Source organism: Microbacterium esteraromaticum (assembly GCF_900163815.1).
Classification (GTDB): domain Bacteria; phylum Actinomycetota; class Actinomycetes; order Actinomycetales; family Microbacteriaceae; genus Microbacterium; species Microbacterium esteraromaticum_B.
The window spans coordinates 155,216-175,100 of record NZ_FUKO01000002.1; the positions used below are offsets into that span (position 1 = coordinate 155,216).

A 19,885-nucleotide genomic window follows, 5' to 3' on the forward strand; every position below is an offset into this window, starting at 1 on the left:
GCAGGCTCCCCGTCGCGGATGCTGGGCATCGTGCCGAGCATCCTGCCGAAGGCAGAGAAAAGACCCTCCGCGCACCCGACAGAGCCCGGTTACCCTTGCTACGTTTCCGTCCTGGGGGAATTGGCCTGGGTGTCGTCACGCGGAGAGCCGTCGAACAGTCTACCCGAACGTTCGGGGGCCCCTCGACAGGAGCAGAGACCCACGTCCGCAGAGCGCGTTACGATCAACAGACGCCCTGTCGCCCAGGAGAGGCCCGCATGCCCGAGAACGCACCATCGATCACCGCCGAAGACTTCGCTGAGCAGACCTCCCGCATCATCGCGTCCGTCTCCTCTGTGATCGATGGCAAGCCCGATGCTGTGCGCAGCGCCCTGACCTGCCTACTCGCCGAGGGCCACCTGCTCATCGAAGACGTTCCCGGTGTCGGCAAGACAATGCTCGCCCGCGCACTCGCGGCCAGCGTGGACGCCACGGTGCGCCGCATCCAGTTCACCCCCGACCTGCTGCCCGGCGATGTCACCGGTGTCGCCGTGTACGACCCGGTCGGCCGCGAATTCGAGTTCAAACGAGGGGCGATCTTCGCGCACATCGTCATCGCCGATGAGATCAACCGCGCATCTCCCAAGACCCAGTCGGCTCTGCTCGAGGCGATGGAAGAGCAGCAGGTCACCGTCGACGGCTCCACGCACCGACTGCCCGAGCCGTTCCTGGTCGTCGCCACCCAGAACCCGCTCGAGATGGAAGGCACCTACCCGCTGCCCGAGGCGCAGCGCGACCGGTTCATGATGCGCATCTCGATGGGGTATCCGGATGCTGCCGCTGAAGCGCTCATGCTGCGCCAGCGCGAGATGTCCAGCCCGCTCGATGCCGTCGCACCGGTCACAGATGCCGCTGCCGTGCGTCGACTCATCGCCTGGGCGCGCCGCGTGCACGTCGCCGAGTCGCTGGAGGAGTACGCCGTGGCCCTCGCCCAGGCGACCCGCATGGACCCGAACCTGCACCTCGGTGCCAGCCCGCGCGCCACGCTGCAGCTGGTGCGCGCGGCGAAGGTGCACGCGGCCCTCGATGGCCGGGAGTTCATCGTGCCCGACGATCTCGCCGACCTCGTCATTCCAGTGTTCGCGCACCGCCTCCTCGCCGCACGTGGCGTGCATCGAGCGGGTGCGCAGCCGGTGGAGGCAGCACTGAAGCAGATCATCGCTCGCGTGCCCGTGCCGTTCGCCGGCGCACGTGTCTGAAGCCCTGACCCAGAGACCCGCACCATGAAGCGCCGACCACTGACCGCCCGCGGATGGGGATGTCTGCTGAGCGGCATCCTGCTGGCCATCGCCGCCAGTCTGCTCTCGGCGCGCCCCCTGCTCTACATCGGCGTGCTGCTGATCGTGCTGGTGCTGGTGTCGATGCTCGTCGTGCACATCCCCCGCCGTCGCGGCGAGGTGTCGCGCGTGATCTCCACCGACCTGATGTCGGTCGGCGAGACCTCGGGCGTGAGCATGCGGTTCGATCTGCGATCCCCCGGCATCCCGAATGGCATCTGGCGCGACATCCTGCCCGACGCCGTGCGCGGCGACGCCGCCGGCGACTACCTGGGCGACCGGATGCTGCTGCGCTACGACCTCGAAGGGGTGCGACGCGGCCTGTCGACGCTGGGCCCGCTCGTGCTGCGCACCACCGACCCGTTCGGCCTCGCCCAGCGCGAGCAGGCCTTCGGCGAGACCCGCACGATCACCGTCGTGCCGCAGATCTTCTCACTCGCTTCGCTGCCGACGAAGGTGGGCGCGGCAGGCGGCTCCGCACAGACGCGTTCCAGTCGACTCGGCCAGGGCACCGACAACCTCACTCCGCGCCCCTACATGTCGGGCGACTCGCGCCGCCGCATCCACTGGCGCGCCACCGCGCATCGCGGCGATCTGATGGTGCGGCAGGAGGAAGAGGAGTCCAGCCCCGACGCGGTCGTCGTCCTCGACCGGTCGGCGTCGCGGTGGGCGCGGCCAGGAGACGACATCGACCCCGCCTTCGAAGCGGCGGTGTCGCTGTGCGCCTCGGCCGCGCTGCGATTCGTGCAGGACGGGTACAGCGTCGACGTCGTCGACAGCGCCGGCAACCTGCTCGGCGCGCTGCGCGGGCACGAAGACGACCGCGACGGCATGATGGTCGCGCTGTCGACCGTCACCCCGCGCGGAGAATCACGCGACCTGCGCACCGTCGTGGGCAGCACGCCACCCGGCCCACTCGTCCTGATCACCGGCGTGCTCGATGAAGCGGATGCCGAGAAGCTGAGCACCTGCGGCGCAGCAGCCCCCATGCTGTTCGCCGCCGCCGCTGAGCCAGGTGCTCTGGCGACGGCATCCGCCCACGGCTGGAGCACCGCCCCCCTGCCATCGGCTGCCGGTCTCGCCGCCGCGTGGGAAGACGCGCTTCCGCTCGCGAAGGCGCCTCATGTCTGACCTGCTGGCGCTGTTCGAGCACGATACGGACGACACCCCTGGGGGTGGGGATGCCCGCCCGCGCGATGGCAGCCATTCCGGCAGACGCGACCGGTTCGACGGCGTGGGTCGCGCAGACGGCGCAGGCCGCGCGGATGGTTTCGGGCAGCGCCCCTCCGGCGTGCTGGCACCGAGCCTGCTCGCCGCCGTGGCGACCCTGGTGGCGATGTGGCCGTATACGGCTGTCATCACCGCTGGCGTGTGGTCCTTCGTGGTGGTGGTCGTCATCTGCGTCGTGGCTGTCGCGGGCATCATCGGTCGTCTGCTGTTCGCGCGGCTGCGCGGCAGCATCCGGCATCTGGCGACGCTGGTTCTGCAGCTGATCGCGGCGACCGCCGCGTGCACGTCTCTGCTGGCCAGCGAGACCGCGCTTCTGGGGCTGATCCCGACGCCGACATCTCTCCGACTCATCGAGCTGCGGCTCGCGCAGAGCGTCGACGAGATCGCCAACGGCGTCGCGCCGGTGGCGGCATCGCTTCCGCTGGCGACGGCGCTGGGCCTGGCGTTCGCCGTCGTCGCGATCATCGTCGATCACCTTCTCGCACGTCGGATGGTGCTGCTCGCAGTGCTGCTCACCTCGGTGGTGGGTGCCGTGCCGATGCTGATCTCGTTCAGCTCGGTGAACATCGCGTGGTTCCTGATGCAGGCGGTGATGATCCTCGTGGTGCTGCGGCACGGCACGCGCCGCGATCCGCAGGCGCCGCGCGACGCTTCTTTCCTGCTGGCCGGCGGCACCGGCATCGTCGCGATCCTGATCACGCTGGTCGCTGCGCCCGCGCTGCCCCTGTCGTCGCCCCTGCCTGGCAATGGCCCCATGCTCACCGTCAATGCGAACCTGCGACTGGGCGATGATCTGCGTCGCCCCGAGGGCATCGAAGCGCTGACGCTGGTGACTTCCGCCGCCACTCCCCCCTATCTGCGCATCGCGACCCTGTCCCGGTTCGACGGAGACGTCTGGCGGCCGGATCGCTCTGACCAGGTTCCGCTGCGCGATGGCTTCGGCGACCTCGACTGGGCAGCGTCCATCAAGACCGTGGAACAAGATGTGTCGATTCGGGTGCTCGGCGTCTCGAGCGATCGGCTGCCGCTGCCGTACGCCGCGGAGTCCATCAGCGGCGTCGATGGCGATTGGTCGGCAGTGCCGCTGAGCCGCACAGCCATCAGCCGCACAGCGGATGCCGCCGGAGCCGACTACACGGTGAAGACGGCGACCGCATCGCCCACACTCGAGCAGATTCGCGCCACATCTGCCAGCGGCCAGCCGGTGATGGCCCTGCCGAACGGCGTGCCCCCGGTGGTCGCGCAGCTTGCTCGCGAAGTCACCGCCGATGCGAACACCGACTACGACCGGCTTCTCGCGCTGCAGAACTGGTTCCGCAGCGACTTCAGCTATTCGCTCGATGCGCCGGTCGAGGAGGGGTTCGACGGCACGGGGGCCGAAGCTGTCGCCACGTTCCTCGACAAGCGCACCGGATACTGCATCCACTTCGCCGGTGCCTTCGCCCTGATGGCGCAGGCACTGGACATGCCGGTGCGGATCGTCGTCGGCTACCTGCCTGGCACCTCGACCGATGAGAAGCGCGGCGACGACACCGTGTACTCGGTGAGCAGCGACCAGCTGCACTCGTGGCCGGAGGTGTACTTCGACGGCATCGGCTGGGTGCCATTCGAGCCGACTGCGACACTCGGCGAGCCGACCGACTTCGTCGCCGAATCGACGGGCGGCAGCGGTGATGGTCCGGACGCTCCGACGCCGACGATCGCCCCCTCCGCGGGGCCATCAGCCGCTCCGACGTCGGAGGTCGACCCCCGTCTTGACGCGGATGGCGGCGGGCAGGCCCTGCAGCGGCTTGACCCGACGCCGGTGGTGCTCGTGGCATTCGGCATCCTGCTTCTCCTGCTGCTGCCCGCGCTGGTGCGCGAGCTGCGGCGGATGCGGCGCATGCGGCGAGCGCACGCAGGAGACGCGATGGCGGCCTGGCGCGAGCTGACCGACAGCATGGCGGACCTGGGCCTCGGCGTCGACGACGCGCAGACGGCACGCACACGGGCGGATGCTCTCGTGCGGCGGGGTGCGGCCCCCGCCGCGCTGAGCGTGCTGGTGGATGCCGTCGAACACCGCAGCTACGCGAAGTCGGCGGCGGATGCCGGAGATCTCGCCACTCCCCTGCGCGTCGTGCTCACTCAGCTCGCGGCACGCTCCGACCGCCTCCAGCGCGTGCTGGCACGGGTGCTGCCCGCGTCGCTGTTCCGTCGCCGCCCCTGATCCAACTGTTACGCGGTGTGCTCCGCGCACGGCACCGCGTCGCAGGTCTCGCACACGACGAACTGGTGTCGGCACGACGGGTCGGGGCAGTTGGCGGTGCGGTTGGTGGCTGAGCCGCATCCGGCGCATTCGCCGATCACCGCGGCGTGGTCGCTGAAGTCGATCGAGCCGCGCTTGTCGAAGACGTAGAGCGAGCCGTCCCACAGCCCGTCGTCGCCGTACTTCTCGCCGTAGCGGACGATGCCGCCTTCGAGCTGATAGACCTCGCCGAAGCCGCGCGAGACCATCAGGCTCGACAGCACCTCGCAGCGGATGCCGCCGGTGCAGTACGTCACCACCGGCTTGCCCTTGAGATCGTCGTAGACACCGGAATCGAGCAGCTCGACGAAGTCGCGGGTCGTCTCGGTGTCGGGCACGATCGCTCCGCGGAAGCGGCCGATCTCGGCCTCCAGCGCGTTGCGCCCATCGAAGAAGACGACCTCGTCGCCGCGCTCGGCCATCAGCGTGTGCAGCTGATCGGGATCCAGCCGCGCGCCACCGCCGACGACACCATGCTCATCGACAACGAGTTCGCCCGGAGCCCCGAAGGACACGATCTCGTCGCGAACCTTCACGCTGAGCTTGGGGAAGTCCTGGCTCAGCCCGTCAGCATCCAGCCCGGTCCCCTCGCTCCATTTGATGTCGGCGTTCTTGAAAGCCGGGTACTCCCGGAAGCGTCGGAGCCACTTCTTGAGCGCCGGCAGGTCGCCGCCGAGCGTGCCGTTGACGCCGTCCTTCGAGATGATGACCCGTCCACGCAATTTCAGCGCCTCGCCGAGGTCGCGCTGCCACAGCCGGATCGCCTCGGGGTCGGCGAGCGGCGCGAAGGCGTAGAACAGCACGATCTTGGGGGTGGGCACCTAGCGATTGTAGGCGGCTCGGCGTCACTCCGTCAGGTCGAGGGCGGCGCGCACGATGCTGTCGACATCGATGCCGTGGTGCCGGTAGACGTCGGCGAGGTCGCCGGACTGACCGAAGCCGCTGACGCCGAGGTGCCTGGCGGGCACACCATGGATACCGGCCAGGAACGCCAGCGCATGCGGATGCCCATCGAGCACCGTCACCATCGGACGCGCGCGGTCAGCGGGCAGCACCTGGTCGAGGATCCAGTCGTTCCCGTCGACCTGTCCGCCTCGGGCCTGCACTGCTTCGAACAGCAGCCCCGGGTTGGTGATGCAGACGATGTCGCTCTCCAGGCCCAGGGCGGACAGCCTCTCGGCAGCATCCAGAGCATCGGGCACCACCGCTCCCATGGCGACGATCGTGACGACCGGATGCTGCGCACTGCGCAGCCGGTAGCCGCCCGCGACCACCTGACGGCGACGGCGCTCGCGTGCAGCAGGGTCAGCCGGGATAGCCGCGAGCGACTGGTCCACCGGCTTCGTCGATAACCGGAGATACGCTGACTTGCCCCCGGGGCGCCCCATCTGGCCCATCGCCGCCAGCAGCATCCACTCGGTCTCCTGCATGAACGCAGGTTCGTAGCTGAGGCACTGCGGCTGCTCCATGCCGATCGATGGCGTCTTGATCGACTGATGCGCTCCGCCCTCCGCGGCGAGAGTGACGCCCGACGGCGTGCCGATGAGGATCGACTGCCCACCGGCGTACATCCCGTACGACCAGGGCTCGAGCGCCCGCTCCACGAACGGGTCGTAGAGCACGCCGATGGGGAACAGCGGCTCACCCCAGCGGCTCCAGGTCGCACCGAGCTCGCCGATGATGCTCACCAGGTTGACTTCGGCGATGCCCAACTCGATGTGCTGCCCGCTCGGCCGCTCGTTCCAGTGCATGATCGTCTCGGGGTCATCGACGAACCAGTTCTGGCGGTCGCTGTCGGTCGACCAGACCCCGGCCTTGTTCAGCCATCCCGCCAGGTTCGTGCTGCTCGACACATCAGGGCTCGCCGTGACGACCCGACGTGCGGCGTCGGGAGCAGAGCGGGTGAGATCAAGCAGCACCCGGCCCAGGGCGGCCTGCGTCGTGCCGGTTCCGGATGGCGTCCGCCCGAAGTCCGCGGGCACAGCGGGTGGTTCTTTCATCGTGACCGGCTCACGGCGCAGCCGCTCGGCGATCTGGGCGCACAGCCGGCCCGCAGGCGACTCGGCGTCAAAACGCTGCCACGGATCGGCAGCATCCATCCCCATCTCTGTGGCTAGTCGCTCGTACTGGTCGACGGTCAGCAGCGAGGAATGGTTCTGCGGATGCCCGGCCATCGGCAAGCCCTTGCCCTTGATGGTGTAGGCGATGATGACCGTGGGGCGGGTGTCGTCGATCTGCGCGAACGCCGCGCGCAGCGCTGCCAGGTCGTGCCCGCCGAGGTTGCGGATGGTGTCGACGAGTTCCTCGTCCGCCATGTCGCCGATGAGAGAGCGGATGCTGTCGGGGCCAGCATCCATACCCGCCGCCGCCCCGGGAAGCCGCTGGCGCAGCTCATCTGCCGAGCAGCGCAGCAGCCGCTGGTACTCGGGGTTGGGCATACCCAGGATGCGCGCGCGCAGCACTTCTCCGCCCGGACGCCGGAACACTTCCTCCAGCCGCGCTCCGAACGGCACGGTGAGCACCTGCCAGCCGGCGGCGGCGAACATCCGCTCGATCTTGCCCGCGGCGATGTTCGGCACCACGCGGTCGAGCGACTGCCGGTTGAGGTCGACGATCCAGACCAGCTCACCGAGGTCGGGCACGTGCGAATCCAGCAGCGCCTCCCATACCGCGCCCTCGTCGAGTTCGGCATCGCCGACCAGTGAGTACTGACGGCCGCGCGCCGATTCGCCCGAGATCGACGACACGTACCGCCGAGAGATCGCACCCCAGATCGGTGCGGTGGCCCCGATGCCGACCGACCCCGTGGAGTAGTCGACGGTGTCGGGGTCCTTCGAGCGGCTGGGGTAGCTCTGCACGCCGCCGAACTCGCGGAGCGTCGTCATGTGCTCTGCGCCGATCTCGCCGAGCAGGTAGTTGATGGCGTGCAGCACCGGTGAGGCGTGCGGTTTGACCGAGACTCGGTCTTCGGCACGCAGCTGCTCGAACCAGAGCGCCGTCATGATCGTCGCGATCGACGCGCTCGAGGCCTGATGACCGCCGACCTTGAGACCGGAGGGGTTGGTGCGCACCCGGTTGGCGTGGTGGATCATCGAGGTCGACAGCCAGAGCACACGCTGCTCGATGGCTGCGAGCACGTCGAGATCGCCCGTGGCGGGGGTGGGCAGTGCCGTCGATGCGGGTGGCGCGGTGGTCATGGCGATGGCGGGAGTCATGCGATGAATTCCTCGATGATTCGCACGGCGTCTTCGCCGTGACCGGTGGCGTCCCGGCCCTTGTGGGGGCTCTGTGCTGCTCAGCCTGGGTGAGCTGTCGAGCACGGGGGAATGAAGCAGATGTTTCCGCTATTGGATCAGCATCTGTCGTGGCGCACAATAGAGGTCTGATGAACTGATCGAACAGCGCAATTCAGTACCCGAACAACAAGGAGAGCTGAGCACAGTGGCACGCAACCGAATGGCCGATCGCACCGACCGAACGCTGCTGCGCGAACTCATCCGCGACCCCGCGGCCACGATCGTCGCTCTCGCCAGCGCGACGGGGCTTGCGAGGAACACCGTGCGCGCACGCCTGACGCGCTACGACGAAGACGGCACGCTGCGCTCTTTCCAGAACCGAGTCGACCCGGCCGTGCTCGGATACCCGCTGCGCGCGTACGTCGTCACGAGCGTGACGCAGCGCAAGCTCGGGCGCGTGGGCGAGTCGCTCGCAGAGATTCCCGAGGTGGTGGAGGTGCTCGGGCTCACCGGGATAACTGACCTGCTCATCCGCGTCGTGGCGAAGGATGCTGACGACCTCTACCGCATCGCTGGCCGCATTCTCGATGTCGACGGGGTCAAGCGCACGACGACCGGACTGGTGATGCGCGAGATGGTTCCGTATCGGGTGGAGCAACTGCTCTGACGCTCAGCGCTCTGGTTCGAGGGCACAGCCGGCATCGGATAGGATGGACAGGTTGTTCCTTGGTGATGTGTCCGAGCGGCCGAAGGAGCACGCTTGGAAAGCGTGTGTTGTGCAAGCAACCGAGGGTTCGAATCCCTCCATCACCGCCGAAAACCGTGAAGGGCCCGTGCATTCGCACGGGCCCTTCACGCATTCCAGCCCCGCGCGTCGCAGTCGTCCGGGCGGTCGCCGACGTGCGCGCGGGAGAGACTCAGTCGAAGCGGATGCCGTACATCGTCGTGTCTGACGCAGACTCCAGCCGGTGCATGCCCACGCGCTCGTAGAACGCCGCAGCGCCCGTGTTCGCGGGATTCATGCCGAGATGCAGGCCCGCGACACCGCGGCTGCGCAACTCCGTGAAGAGCGTCTCGATCAGCTCGCGCCCCAGCCCCTGCCCCTGCGTCTCGGGCAGCAGATCGATGTGCAGATGCGCCGGGTACTCTGCCGCGTGCTTCTCGACCCCGGGCGCGCGCTTGCTCGCATAGCTGATGATCTCGTCCTGACGAGTCGGCTCTGCGGCTCCGGACAGCGAGTAGACGCCGATGCGGTTCGACCACCACTCGTCGCGGAACCACTGCTCGAAGGCGTCGGTGTCATCCGTCGCTACGACGTAGCCGATGGTGCGTCCGTCATCGGATTCGACGACCCAGCACAGGTCGGGCTGACGCACGGCGTACGGCACGGCGAACACATCGCCCCAGAGGCGGTCGTCGGTGAAGATGCCGGTCGCATCACCGCCGGCATCCGCTGTTCTCACGCAGACCTCGTAGAGGGCATCGCGATCAGCGGCACGGTAGGGGCGGATCTTCGGCACGGCTACTCCTCGGCGACGATGGTGGGACGACCTTCCCAGCCTACCGACCCTCTCCCCAGCGATGCCCACCGCAGCAGCAGCGCGCCGACCACGAGCGCCGCCGAGGCGCCGACCAGGGCCCCGCCGATCGTGTCGCTCGCCCAGTGCACCGAGAGGATCGTGCGCGACAGCGCCATCGCCACCACCCACAGCGCGCCGATGACCGCCACCCAGGCACGCGCGAAGATCAGCCACAGTACGACGGCGATCGCCATGGCATTGGCCGTATGCCCCGAGGGGAATGAACCAACATCCGACATCACGAGCATGTCGACGGGACGCGCGCGACCGAAGATGTGCTTCAGGATCTGCGTCAGCCCGGTAGCCGCGATGAACGCAGCCGCTGCGAATACAGCGCCACGCCACCGGCGCAGCAGCACGAGCGCGATGATGATGATCATCGGCACGAGTGCGATCGCCACCCACCCGCCGCCGATCTGATTCAGCGCGTACGCGATCTCGAGCATCCAAGGCTGGCGCACCTGCGCCATCAGCTGGTTCCATGCGATGTCGAGGCCGCCGACGCCGCCACCGGGTGTCACCTCTATCAGGATGCCGAGCAGGCCGGCGGCGGCGAAAAGCGCCCCGCCGGTGAGAAGCATCGGTCGTCGTGTCATCGTCCTATTCTGCCGATCGAAGTTGCTGCCAGGCGGCCCGCCCCGCTCATCCCCCGGGATATCCTCAGGCTATGAGTGCCGATACGTCCTTCCTGCTTGCCGCATCCGCCGCCGAGTTCGTCGCCGCTTATCCCGTCGAAGACGGGCGCGTCCGTCCGCATCGTGTGCTCGACGGCGACGGATTCAAGATCCGCACCCTCACGATGGATGCCGCTGCGATCATGCGCGAGCATCGCGCTCAGGTTCCGATTCTCGTGCAAGTGGTGTCTGGTCGCATCCTGTTCCGCGTCGGAGGATCGGAATACGATCTCACCGCCGGTGGGGCGATCCAGGTGCCGGCGGGCGTGCTGCACGAGCTCGAGGCCGTCGACCCCTCGCACGTGCTGCTCCTGCTGCTGGGCTGACCGACGCGGGGCTTTCAGGGCTCGAGCATCGCGACCGTGCGCGGGCGCACGATCAGCCACAGCGAGAGGATGCCGATCACGGCGCATCCCACCATCACCGACGCCATGGTCGTCGCGGTGATGCCGGAGCCGACGGAGATCAGTCCGACCACGGGCGAGATGATCGCCGCGACACCGTTGTTGCATGCGCCGAGAACGGATGCCGCAGTGCCCGCCGCCTTGCCGTGCCGGTCGAGAGCGAGCACCTGCACACAGGGGAAAGTGAAGCCGCAGGCGGTCATGAACAGCCAGAGCGGGATCACCGTGCCCCAGAACCCGAGTCCCAGCAGGTCGCAGGCGATGATCGCACTGCCCGAGAGGAACAGCATCCCCGTCGAGAACGCCATCACCCACTGCGGGCCGAAGCGCGCCGCCAGCCGAGCGGCGATCTGCACTCCTCCGACGACGCCGATCGAGTTCGCGGCGAACAGCAGCCCGTACGCCTGCGGGTCGAGTCCGTGCGTCTGCTGGAACAGGAACGGCGACGCCGAGAGGTAGGAGAACAGGCCGGAGAAGGTCATCGCGCCGATGATGAGCACGCCGACGAAGACCCGGTCGCTGAAGACGCTCCGGTAGCGCTGCAGCACGGTGCTCGAGCCGCGATCCTGCCGCCGTGCCCGGGGCAGCGTCTCCGGGATGAAGCAGATGGCGGCGGTGAGCATCACCAGGCCGTAGGCGGCCAGCACGACGAAGATTCCGCGCCACGGCATCACTGTCAAAAGTGCTGAGCCGATCAGCGGCGCGACCACCGGCGCGACACCGGACACCAGCGCCAGCCGCGACAGCATGACCACCAGTCGCCGCCCACCGAACAGGTCGCGCACGATCGCCATGGCCACCACGCCGCCAGCGGCGGCGCCGATGCCCATCACCACACGCGTGATGCCCAGCGTCACGAGATCCGGCGCAAAAGCCGCGCCGATGCTGGCGACCACGTGCAGTGCGGTGACCACGATGAGCGGCACACGCCGGCCGACCTTGTCGCTGAGCGGACCGACGACGAGCTGGCCGATCGCGAAGCCCATCATCGTGCCAGTGAGGGTCAGCTGGATCATCGCGGCCGAGGTGCTGAAGTCCTCTTCCAGCTGCGGGAACGCCGGCAGGTACAGGTCGATCGTGAACGGGCCCAGGGCAGTGAGCGCGCCGAGCAGGATGATGTAGAGCACCCGCCGGCGGGTCGAGATCGCATCGCCCGGGTGCAGCATGATGGGCGCCGTGGCCGGATCGGCGCCGAGGGTGCGGATGGCGCCAGTGGACGTCGAGGTGCGGATGGTGCCGGTGATCGTGCGGATGCTGCCGGTGGAGGTGCGGTCGTCAGGCACGGAGAACTTTCACGAGAGGCGGACGGATGCTGCGCCGAATCGATTCGACAGCGCGGTGTCCCATGCTACTCCCCGCTCGGGAATGCCCCGTCACTCGCGAGCCGCACGAACCTGAACGCGCGGATGCCGGATGCTGAACATCAGCATCCGGCATCCGGCATCTTGAGGAACCCGCGTCAGCCCTTCGTGGCACCCGCCAGCAGGCCGCGCACGAAGAAGCGCTGCAGCGCGAAGAAGACGATCAGCGGCACGATGATCGAAATGAAGGTACCCGCCGACTGCAGGAACCACTTGTTGCCCCAGGTACCCGACAGCGAGTTCAGCGCCTGAGTGATCGGCAGTGCTCCGGGCGAGGCGAAGATCGTCGCGACCAGGAGGTCGTTCCAGACCCAGAGGAACTGGAAGATGCCGAACGAGGCGATCGCCGGCATCGCCAGCGGCAGGATGATCCGGAAGAACACCTGACCGTGACCGGCGCCGTCCACGCGCGCGGCTTCGACGACGTCGCCGGGGATCTCGGAGATGAAGTTGTGCAGCATGAACGTCGCCAGCGGAAGCGCGAAGATCGCGTGCGCGATCCACACTCGCGCGAAGCTGTAGCTGACATCGTTCAGCCCGAACCCGGGGAAGATCGCGACATCATTGATCGTCAGCCCCTCCGAGAACAGGCTCAGCAGCGGCACGAGAGCCATCTGCAGCGGCACGATCTGCAGGGCGAACACGAACACAAACAGCATGTTCCGACCCTTGAAGTCGATCCACGCGAACGCGTAGGCCGCCAGCGATGCGAGGGCGATCGGGATGATCGTGGCGGGAATCGTGATCGCGAGCGAGTTCACGAATGCCGAGGCGAGAGTCGTGGATGTGCCGCCGGCCGTGAACGCTTCGACGTAGTTCTCGAAGGTGAACGCGGGGTCGGTGAAGGCGGTCCACCAGCCTGTCGACTGGGTGTCGGCGCCTGGACGGAAGGAGGTGACGAAGAGCCCGAAAGTCGGCAGCGTCCAGAACACGGCGATGATCACCGCGGCGATCGTTGCGCCCTTCGACGTCAGCTTCTTATGGGCGATGGCCTCGTTGCGACGGGTCTCGCGTGCGATCTGCCCCTTGCTTCGCGTGTCGAGGACGGGAGCCTGTGTAGCGGTCATCAGCGGATCTCCCTCTGCTTGCTCAGCGATCTGGCGTTGTAGATGATCAACGGCAGCACGAAGATGAACAGCACGACGGCGAGCGCCGACGAGTGCCCGTAGCTCTGGAAGCGCTGCTGCTGGTTGACCATCTCGAAGCCGAGCACGCTGGTGTCGTCGCGGCCTCCGGTCATCACCGCCACGATGTCGTATACCTTCAGCGACATGATCGTGATGGTGGTCAGAACCACGATCAGCGAAGAGCGGATGCCGGGGACGGTCACGTTCGTGAACCGCTGCCAGGCATTGGTGCCGTCGAGCTCCGCCGCCTCGATCTGCTCGGCCGGGACGGCCTTGATCGCCGCGGAGAGAATCACCATCGCGAAACCGGTCTGCGTCCAGATGAAGACGATCAGCAGCATCAGCGTGTTGATGACGGGCTTCACCGCGAGCCAGTTCACCGGGTCGCCACCGAACAGTGTGACGATGGCGTTCAGCAGCCCGAGCTGGTCGCCCTGACGGAAGTCGTACATGAACTTCCAGATGATGCCCGCGCCGACGAACGAGATCGCCACCGGCATGAACACGAGCACTTTCAGCACCTTCTCGCCTCGCGCCTTGTCGATGAAGACCGCGTAGGCGAGTCCGATCCCGACCGAGATCGTCGGTGCCAGCAGTGCCCAGATGAGCGTGTTGATCACGGACGACGAACCCACCGGGTTGGTGAAGACCCAGACGTAGTTCTCGAACCCGACGAACGATTCGCCCTTCTTATCGAAGAACGACTTCACGAAGGTCGCGACAGCCGGATAGATGAGGCCGAGCAGCAGCATAAGGGCTGCAGGCGTCATGAACAGCACCAGCTGGAACAGATAGCCGGCGCCCTGGCGGGAGCGGAAGTCGGCGAAGAAGAGCAGCGCGCCGACGACGAGCGAGATGGCGACGACGTAGAGCACGGCGTTCTGATAGGGCCGCACGAGCATGAATGCCAGCACCGGAATGACCAGGCACGCCACGAGCCGCATGATGAAGTAGCCGCGGCCCGGCCGGGGTGCGAACTCGATGAGTACGAGCACGATCGCCACGACGACCCCGAAGATGACGATGAAGATGGGAATCTGCACCAGCGGATGCAGTCCGCCCAGCCACACGAACAAATCGTTCAGTGAGAAGCCGAGTGTGGTCGGGCGCGCCCCTTCGACGGGCGCGGAGAAGATGAGGAGGAAGAACAGCGCCACCACCAGCACGAACCCGACGATGAGAACGATGCGGGTGAGCGCGCGCCCTTTCGCATCAGCGCCATGTGTGGTCAGCGGCAGGTCGGACTGCTCTGTCGTCCCAGGTTTGTCAACAGTCGATTGCGACACGGGTTCGCCCTTCTGAGTTCGGCATCGAACTCCCTCTCATCTATACGAGCAACCGATTCGGGGTGCGGATGCGGGGTCGGGCGATGTGCCCGACCCCGCATCGATCAGCAGGTAGCGCTCAGACTAGCGCTGAGGATCAGTTCTCGTAACCTGCCTGGATGTTCGAGAGCACCTCGTCGGTCGACTTGCCATCGACCCAGTCGACCATGCCCTTCCAGAACGAGCCGGAGCCCACTGTGGAGGGCATCAGGTCAGAAGCGTCGAAACGGAAGACCGTCGCGTCGTCCTGCATGATCTCCATAGCTTCCTGGAGGAACGGGCTGGACGCGTTGCTCGCGTCAGCCTTCTTGTTGGCCGAGAGCACACCGCCGAGCTTGACGCGAGCGTTCGCGAAGTCTGCCGATGCCATGAACTCAAGCACCTTGACGGTGGCCGCGTTGTCGTTGAAACCGGCGACGAACTCGCCACCACCCTCAACCTGCAGCGAGCCCTCGTCCATGCCGGGCATGATGAACGCGTAGACATCACCATCGGGGGCGACGGTGGGCGTCTCGCCATCGGCGTTCTTCACGTCGAGGAAGTTCGCCGACAGGAACGATGCCTGGTGCGTCAGCGCACAGCTGCCGTCTGCCACCTTGCCGGCGACGTCGCCGAATGCGGTCGAGTTGATGCTCTTCACGCCGCCGAAGCCGGCATTGACGTAGTCAGGGTTGAGCAGGATGGATCCGACAGCGTCGAAGGCGTCCTTGATCTCGGGGTCAGTGAACTTCACGTCACCATCGACCCACTTGTCGTAGACCTCGGGGCCCGCCTGGCGGAGGACGAGGTCCTCGATCCAGTCGGTGCCTGGCCAGCCGGATGCGTCACCCGATGCGAAGCCGGCGCACCAGGGCGTCTCACCCGTCTTCTCGCGGATGGTGTCGGTGAGCGAGATCATGTCGTCCCAGGTCTTGGGAACCTCGACGCCCCACTCCTTGAAGTTCGCGGGCGAGTACCAGATGTAGCCCTTGAGGTTCGCGAGCATGGGAGCCGCGTAGAACGTGTCGTCGAAGGTGCCGTAGTCCTTCCAGTCCGCCGACCAGTTCTCGTCCACGGCCTTCTCGACCGATTCCGGTGCTGCGGCGACCTTGCCGGTATCGACGAGGGTCTTCAGCAGACCCGGCTGCGGGACGATCGCGATGTCGGGGGCGTCGCCACCCGTCACCTTGGTGACGATGTTGCCCTCGAAGCTCTTGTCACCGGTGTACTCGACCTTGATGCCGGTGTCCTTGGTGAACTGCTCGAACGATGCGTTCAGATCGGTTGCCTCGCTGCCGGTGATGCCACCGGAGATGCGCACCGTCTTTCCTTCGGTGCTGCCGTCTCCTCCTGCATCCGGAGCTGCCTCTGCGCAACCGGACAGTGCGAGTGCAGCAGCGCCGACCAGTGCGAGCGGAGCGAGAAGGCGATATCGCTGTGACAGAGCCATGTGTTTTCTCCTCTTTGGGTGGGTCCCGATTCCCCAAGGCCGTGACTTCCGCGTACGTTGAGGAACCGATTCCAGGACAACCTACTTGCCCTGAGCGCCTTGACACAATGCCACGCGGAGAGAATTCTCTAACCGTTGTCCAGACGTGATGCAGTGCGTGGGAGCGCTCCCACAGCCTAGCGTGTGGAACCGGTTCCTTTGTGCACTTCTTTTCGATACTCTGGCCGGGCCCGACTTGCGGAGGAACAGATGAGCACGATCGCCGACGTCGCTGCTCGCGCTGGCGTCTCCAAAGCCACTGCCAGCCGCGCTCTCAGTGGTGGCGGCTATGTCTCCACCGAGACCCGCGAGCGGGTGCAGATCGCAGCACGTGAGCTCTCGTACGTCGCACATTCCTCGGCAATGAGTCTGGCCACTGGTCGGTCGCTGTCCGTCGGCGTCGTCATGCCCTCGCTGCACCGCTGGTTCTTCGCCGAACTGCTCACCGGCATCCAGGAGGGCCTTCTCGATGCCGGCTATGACCTCGTGCTGTACGGGCTGCAGGAGGGATCATCCGAGCGTGCGCGGCTCTTCAATGAGATCCTCCCCCGGCGCCGGCTCGACGGGATCATCGCCGTCGGCATCCAGCCCAGCGCGCGCGAGCTGGAGCAGCTCGTGCGGGTCGCATCCCCTCTGGTCGGCATCGGCCCCTACAGCGAAGGCACCAGCGCGGTCTCCATCGACGACGAGGGAGCAGCGCGGATCGCCACCGAGCACCTCATCGATCTCGGCCACCGAGATATCGCCTTCCTCGGCGGACAGGAGGATGCCGCCGCCCGCGCCCTCGGCGACAAGCGGCGTCTGGACGGATACCGGGCCGCGATGATCGCCGCAGGGCTGGCGCCCGAGATCCGCCATGCGGAGGGATCCCCGACGACGCCCGGCGGATACGAAGCCGGAGTGCGGATGCTGGGAGACCGCCAAAATCGTCCGACGGCATTCGTCGCCGTCTGCGATGAAGCCGCGATCGGCGGCACCATCGCCGCGCGACGGCTCGGCCTATCTGTGCCGACCGAGCTGAGTATCGTCGGAATCGACGACCACGAACACGCCGAGATGTTCTCACTGACGACCGTGCGGCAGCATCCGCACTCTCAAGGGCTTGCGGCAGTCGAACTGCTGCGCGACCAGATGAACGACCCGCATGCTGCGCCCGTGCAGCGGGTGCTGCCCTCCGAGCTCGTCGTGCGATCCTCGACGGCTGCGCCACGCTGATTCCCACGCCGCGCGGCATTCACTGCACGGAGACGACCGAAGGCCCCGGGCGGAACCCGGGGCCTTCGATGAAATGCTGTGCAGCGTGATTACTTGAGGGTAACCGTGGCGCCGGCGGCCTCGAGGGCCTCCTTTGCCTTCTCTGCGGTCTCCTTGTTGGCGCCCTCGAGGACGGCCTTCGGAGCGCCGTCGACGACAGCCTTGGCCTCGCCGAGGCCGAGCGAGGTGAGCTCGCGGACCGTCTTGATGACCTGGATCTTCTTGTCGCCAGCAGCCTCGAGAACGACGTCGAACGAGTCCTTCTCTTCCTCGACCTCAGCAGCAGCGCCAGCGCCACCGGCAGCGGCAACGGGGGCGGCAGCGGTGACGTCGAACTTCTCCTCGAACGCCTTCACGAACTCGCTGAGCTCGACAAGGGTAAGGCCCGAAAACTGCTCCAGCAGCTCCTCAGTGGTGAGCTTCGCCATGATGTATCTCCTAATAGATGGGGGTTGAGTGAGGAAAACGCTGGTCGCTTACGCGGCCTCTGCGGTCTCCAGCTTTTCGCGAAGCGCGTCGATGGTCGCGGCAGCCTTGCCCATCGTCGCCTTCATCATGCCCGCTGCCTTCGCCAGCAGAACCTCACGGCTCTCCAGGGAGGCGTACTTGTCGACCTCGGCGGCGTCGAGGCTCTTGCCCTCGAACACACCGCTCTTGATGACGAGATGCGGGTTGGCCTTGGCGAAGTCACGCAGAGCCTTGGCAGTGGCGACGAAGTCACCGTGCACGAACGCGACGGCCGACGGACCCTTGAGGTCGTCGTCCAGCGTCGTGATCCCCGCGTTGTTCGCGGCGATCTTGGTCAGCGTGTTCTTCACCACGGCGTATTCCGCGTCCTGACGGATGTTGTTGCGCAGCTGCTTGAGCTGGGCAACCGTCAGACCGCGGTACTCGGTCAGCAGAACGGCGTTCGAGTTCTCGAATGACTTCGTGAGCTCGGCAACCGATGCATCCTTCTGCGCCATGGTCACTCCTTTTGTGTACGGACGCCGCGCGGATGCGGAGCGTCGACCTTGACTGCCCCACGACATGAAAAAAGCTCCGGCGCAAGCGCACGGAGCTCAGAAGAATCTCGCACACCTGCGCGGGCCCCTGCAATGCAGTGCTTCGATCGACGTGCGCTTTCGCGCATGACAATGACCGGCGGTCTTCGGTTGCCCCAACTCTACGGCATCCCCCTCCCTCCCCCAAATCCCCTCCCCTTCTCGCCGAGTGCACCACTTGTCGTCGAGTGCACCACTTGTCGCCGAGTGCACGGCATCCGCGCGCTGCGCTTCCGGTGCACTCGACGAGATCACGTGCACTCGGCACCAGCGGAGTCAAGGGGCTCGGATGCCGAAGGAGGACAGGCGATCGCGGAGGGCGGATGCAGTCACGATGTGCTCGAATCCCCATCGAGCGAAACGGCGCTGGGTGCGGCCACGAATCCAGTCCTCGCGCTGCTTCTCCTCCAGCATCACTTGTTCCATCGATCGGCCCGACCGCAGCGCCTCGTCGAGGTACTTCTGCTTGCCGTCGAACTCACCCCAGGCGTTGACGTCGTCCAGCCCGAAGTCGACGAAGTAGTGCCCGCCTGTCGGGCCTTCGACGGGCACCTGGAGGTCTGGCGCGGCGAACCCGAGTCGGACCAGCTGGAGGCGGCTGACGCTTTCCCCGGGTAGCTGGGCTCGCCCATCAGCGAACTCCGCAACCCAGCGAGCCTTGCGAATTCCGCGAGCACCGCCCGCACCCGCCAGTCGTGCCGCTATCTCTCGTCGCCAGGCTGCGACCGATTGCAGGTCCCACTCACGCAGCCGTTCCGCCATTCTGCGTTCGGCCGCATCGGCCACTGAGACCGCGGCCTCCAGCGGAAGAGTGCGGATCAGATCGAAGACGGTGCGGGCCAAGGTCGTGCAGCGCACACCGTCCACCACTGCGACGTCGGCTGCCGGAAGAGGTGCGACGTGACGAGCAACATCCGGAGCGCTGGAGATCCGGTGCGGCGCATCCGTCGTCATCTGCACGCGAACGCAGGTCATCCGATGCAGGGGCAGCCCATGCAGTACCGCGGCCGAGGTATGCGACATGGCCGCCCCGCCGCGGGAATCTCTCGCCACGGCGAGCACGTGCGCGAGGTGCTGCTGCTCCGGCCACAGCCGCTCACGCTCTGCGCTCTCGATGTACCAGCCGCGACGAAGGTGAAACAGCGCACCGTTCTTCACCGCGGCCGTGATGCGACGCTCTGTCCATCCGTTCAGCAGCAGGTTCTCGCGGGAGCGCACCAGTTCCCCGATGCGCGGTTCCGTGTCGGCCTCGGATCTGGAGATCTTATGAGGTGCAGTCGTGGAGAGCATCCCTCATCGTCAACCACACCCGAGGCCGCCCACTCTCCTTACCCCACCCCTTGTGCACAACTCGCCCCATTCGCCCCCTGTGCAGCCCGATCCGCCCGCTCTCGCTTTGACGCCGAGTGCACGGGATCTCGTCGAGTGCACGAGATAGCCACGTTGGTATGCCTGTCTCTTATACACATCTCCGAGCCCACGAGACACTCGCTAATCTCGTATGCCGTCTTCTGCTTGAAAAAAAAAAGGGGGGGGGGGGGGGGGGGGGGGGGGGGGGGGGGGGGGGGGGGGGGGGGGGGGGG

17 protein-coding genes, 1 tRNA gene and 1 other RNA gene are annotated in these 19,885 nt (G+C 66.8%); 7 read left to right on the forward strand and 12 right to left on the reverse strand.

The window, feature by feature from the left end; all coding sequences use genetic code 11:
* Positions 1-55 precede the first annotated feature (55 nt).
* Positions 56-152: signal recognition particle sRNA small type (ffs, locus tag FM104_RS00765), an RNA gene on the reverse strand.
* Between the two features lie 105 nt (positions 153-257).
* Between ffs and FM104_RS00770 the strand changes: the two genes are divergently transcribed.
* The 3 genes from FM104_RS00770 to FM104_RS00780 are packed head-to-tail and all read left to right on the forward strand — an operon-like array spanning position 258 to position 4,752.
* Complete coding sequence (locus FM104_RS00770; protein WP_087129535.1) at positions 258-1,238, forward strand: AAA family ATPase; 981 nt, start codon at positions 258-260, stop codon at positions 1,236-1,238.
* A 24-nt stretch (positions 1,239-1,262) separates the two neighbouring features.
* Positions 1,263-2,447, forward strand: a complete 1,185-nt coding sequence (locus FM104_RS00775; RefSeq protein WP_087129536.1) for a DUF58 domain-containing protein — start codon at positions 1,263-1,265, stop codon at positions 2,445-2,447.
* Entirely contained in the window at positions 2,440-4,752 is a 2,313-nt protein-coding gene (locus tag FM104_RS00780; protein ID WP_087129537.1) for a transglutaminase family protein, read from the forward strand. Before FM104_RS00775 ends, FM104_RS00780 begins: the two co-directional genes overlap by 8 nt.
* 8 nt (positions 4,753-4,760) lie before the next feature.
* Here the strand turns inward: FM104_RS00780 and trhO are convergent, their stop codons facing one another.
* Complete coding sequence (gene trhO, locus FM104_RS00785; RefSeq protein ID WP_087129538.1) at positions 4,761-5,651, reverse strand: oxygen-dependent tRNA uridine(34) hydroxylase TrhO; 891 nt, start codon at positions 5,649-5,651, stop codon at positions 4,761-4,763.
* A gap of 24 nt (positions 5,652-5,675) precedes the next feature.
* Positions 5,676-8,045, reverse strand: coding sequence for a transketolase-like TK C-terminal-containing protein (locus FM104_RS00790; protein WP_087129539.1), 2,370 nt, complete (start codon positions 8,043-8,045; stop codon positions 5,676-5,678).
* A gap of 226 nt (positions 8,046-8,271) precedes the next feature.
* Here FM104_RS00790 and FM104_RS00795 point away from each other — a divergent pair, with 226 nt between their 5' ends.
* Positions 8,272-8,733: an Lrp/AsnC family transcriptional regulator gene (locus FM104_RS00795; protein WP_306298498.1), complete on the forward strand. Its 462-nt coding sequence runs from the start codon at positions 8,272-8,274 to the stop codon at positions 8,731-8,733.
* A gap of 61 nt (positions 8,734-8,794) precedes the next feature.
* A tRNA-Ser gene (locus FM104_RS00800) sits at positions 8,795-8,879 on the forward strand.
* Positions 8,880-8,983: 104 nt separating this feature from the next.
* Here FM104_RS00800 and FM104_RS00805 read toward each other — a convergent pair.
* Positions 8,984-9,586 carry a GNAT family N-acetyltransferase gene (locus tag FM104_RS00805; protein WP_087129541.1) on the reverse strand — a complete coding sequence of 201 codons (603 nt, stop codon included), beginning with the start codon at positions 9,584-9,586 and terminating at the stop codon, positions 8,984-8,986.
* A gap of 2 nt (positions 9,587-9,588) precedes the next feature.
* Positions 9,589-10,242, reverse strand: coding sequence for a phosphatase PAP2 family protein (locus tag FM104_RS00810; protein WP_256971445.1), 654 nt, complete (start codon positions 10,240-10,242; stop codon positions 9,589-9,591).
* Positions 10,243-10,313: 71 nt separating this feature from the next.
* Here FM104_RS00810 and FM104_RS00815 point away from each other — a divergent pair, with 71 nt between their 5' ends.
* The gene (locus FM104_RS00815; protein WP_087129542.1) at positions 10,314-10,646 is read left to right on the forward strand and encodes a cupin domain-containing protein; all 333 of its coding nucleotides are present in this window, start codon (positions 10,314-10,316) and stop codon (positions 10,644-10,646) included.
* Positions 10,647-10,660: 14 nt separating this feature from the next.
* On the opposite strand, the gene FM104_RS00820 is transcribed toward FM104_RS00815, so the two are convergent.
* The 4 genes from FM104_RS00820 to FM104_RS00835 form a co-directional block, all read right to left on the reverse strand.
* Positions 10,661-11,890 carry a multidrug effflux MFS transporter gene (locus FM104_RS00820; RefSeq protein ID WP_143738221.1) on the reverse strand — a complete coding sequence of 410 codons (1,230 nt, stop codon included), beginning with the start codon at positions 11,888-11,890 and terminating at the stop codon, positions 10,661-10,663.
* Positions 11,891-12,183: 293 nt separating this feature from the next.
* Positions 12,184-13,152 carry a carbohydrate ABC transporter permease gene (locus tag FM104_RS00825; RefSeq protein ID WP_087129544.1) on the reverse strand — a complete coding sequence of 323 codons (969 nt, stop codon included), beginning with the start codon at positions 13,150-13,152 and terminating at the stop codon, positions 12,184-12,186.
* Complete coding sequence (locus tag FM104_RS00830) at positions 13,152-14,498, reverse strand: carbohydrate ABC transporter permease (RefSeq protein ID WP_087129545.1); 1,347 nt, start codon at positions 14,496-14,498, stop codon at positions 13,152-13,154. Before FM104_RS00830 ends, FM104_RS00825 begins: the two co-directional genes overlap by 1 nt.
* A 136-nt stretch (positions 14,499-14,634) precedes the next feature.
* Entirely contained in the window at positions 14,635-15,966 is a 1,332-nt protein-coding gene (locus FM104_RS00835) for an ABC transporter substrate-binding protein (RefSeq protein ID WP_087129546.1), read from the reverse strand.
* Positions 15,967-16,215: 249 nt separating this feature from the next.
* Between FM104_RS00835 and FM104_RS00840 the strand changes: the two genes are divergently transcribed.
* Positions 16,216-17,220 (forward strand): LacI family DNA-binding transcriptional regulator, encoded by a 1,005-nt coding sequence (locus FM104_RS00840; protein ID WP_087129547.1) that lies wholly within the window; start codon positions 16,216-16,218, stop codon positions 17,218-17,220.
* Between the two features lie 89 nt (positions 17,221-17,309).
* Here the strand turns inward: FM104_RS00840 and rplL are convergent, their stop codons facing one another.
* The 3 genes from rplL to FM104_RS00855 all read right to left on the reverse strand — a co-directional run bounded on the left by rplL (position 17,310) and on the right by FM104_RS00855 (position 19,592).
* Positions 17,310-17,687, reverse strand: coding sequence for a 50S ribosomal protein L7/L12 (gene rplL / locus FM104_RS00845; protein ID WP_087129548.1), 378 nt, complete (start codon positions 17,685-17,687; stop codon positions 17,310-17,312).
* A 48-nt stretch (positions 17,688-17,735) separates the two neighbouring features.
* On the reverse strand, positions 17,736-18,224 hold the full coding sequence (rplJ, locus tag FM104_RS00850) for a 50S ribosomal protein L10 (protein ID WP_087129549.1): 489 nt from the start codon (positions 18,222-18,224) through the stop codon (positions 17,736-17,738).
* A gap of 354 nt (positions 18,225-18,578) precedes the next feature.
* Complete coding sequence (locus tag FM104_RS00855) at positions 18,579-19,592, reverse strand: hypothetical protein (RefSeq protein WP_087129550.1); 1,014 nt, start codon at positions 19,590-19,592, stop codon at positions 18,579-18,581.
* Positions 19,593-19,885 lie beyond the last annotated feature (293 nt).